The sequence below is a fragment of the Porphyromonas gingivicanis JCM 15907 genome (assembly GCF_000614585.1).
GTDB lineage: Bacteria > Bacteroidota > Bacteroidia > Bacteroidales > Porphyromonadaceae > Porphyromonas > Porphyromonas gingivicanis.
The window spans coordinates 1-1,096 of the sequence record NZ_BAKX01000023.1 but is presented as its reverse complement, the minus strand read 5'-3'; the positions used below and the strand labels follow the sequence as shown (position 1 = coordinate 1,096).

The following is a 1,096-nucleotide window of genomic DNA, read 5'->3' as shown; positions in this document are numbered from 1 at the left end:
TGAACGCTCGCTACTTCTTCTCCCGCTTGACTACATAGACAGAGTAGGCAACAGCAGAGTTTTTGCCCTTTGTCAGTTCCTTAGCCTCCCAAGAGTCGGAGCCTGCCTTCTTGGTCCAAAGCATAGCAAATGTACTTTCTTCTCCAGCTACATAAACATGGTTATCAATCACAAAGACGGAGTTAGCTTTTGAGTGACGTGTTCCATCAGTTAAATCTAAAGCCTCCCAAGTGCCTGAAGCACCCTTCTTCGACCAAACTACAGCCCTATCCTTTTTATCACGATATTCGTAGCCGACTATATAGACATCGTCACCCGATACGAAAAGAGATTTAACAGAGATACGTCCTTCGTCCGATACTTCCGTAAGCTTACCATTTTTCCACAGTACAGCACAGTATTTGTCTCCACTCTTCTGGCATCCCGCTACGTAGACATCATTACCCGATACGAATACAGCCGAAGCAGAGACTTCCTCGCCATCACTCTTTAGCTCTTCAGCCGTGCCATTCTTCCAAAGTACAGCTTTGCTTCCTATGTTTCCCGCCACATAAACATCATTACCCGAAACAAAGACAGAGTTAGGACTGGTAAAACTTGCATGGCTCGCCAGCTCTGTAATCTGACCATTTTTCCAAAGAAGAGACCTTTTGCTTCCACCTTCGATTTGTTCAAAAAGAGCAACATAAACATCACTGCCCGAAACAAAGAGAGACTCAGCAAAAACCTCTCTCGACTTATCTGTCAAGTATTGAACATTACCATTCGTCCAAAGTGTAGCCATTGCGCCATCAGACCCTGAGCTTGTAACACCAGCTACGTAGACATCATTACCCAAAATAAAAACAGATTGCGCGCAAGTGCCTCCGGAGACTTTGTCCAACGCAATAGCCTCACCATTTTTCCAACAAAGAGCTTTAGAATCCGATCCTCCCATAGAGGAGTCTTCTTCCATTCCTGCCACATAGACATCGTAAACGTACTCCTTAGGTTCTTTGGGAGTGCGCTTACATCCTATCGCTACTATAGCCGCAAACAGTACGGCAAAACTTACTAAAATTGATTTTCTCATACCGATATTACAATTATACGTTAC

1 protein-coding gene is annotated in these 1,096 nt (G+C 44.3%); it reads right to left on the bottom strand.

Features of this window, described 5'->3' with window-relative positions:
* Window positions 1-10: 10 nt before the first annotated feature.
* Entirely contained in the window at window positions 11-1,072 is a 1,062-nt protein-coding gene (locus JCM15907_RS09715) for a Kelch repeat-containing protein (RefSeq protein ID WP_148297523.1), read from the bottom strand.
* Window positions 1,073-1,096 lie beyond the last annotated feature (24 nt).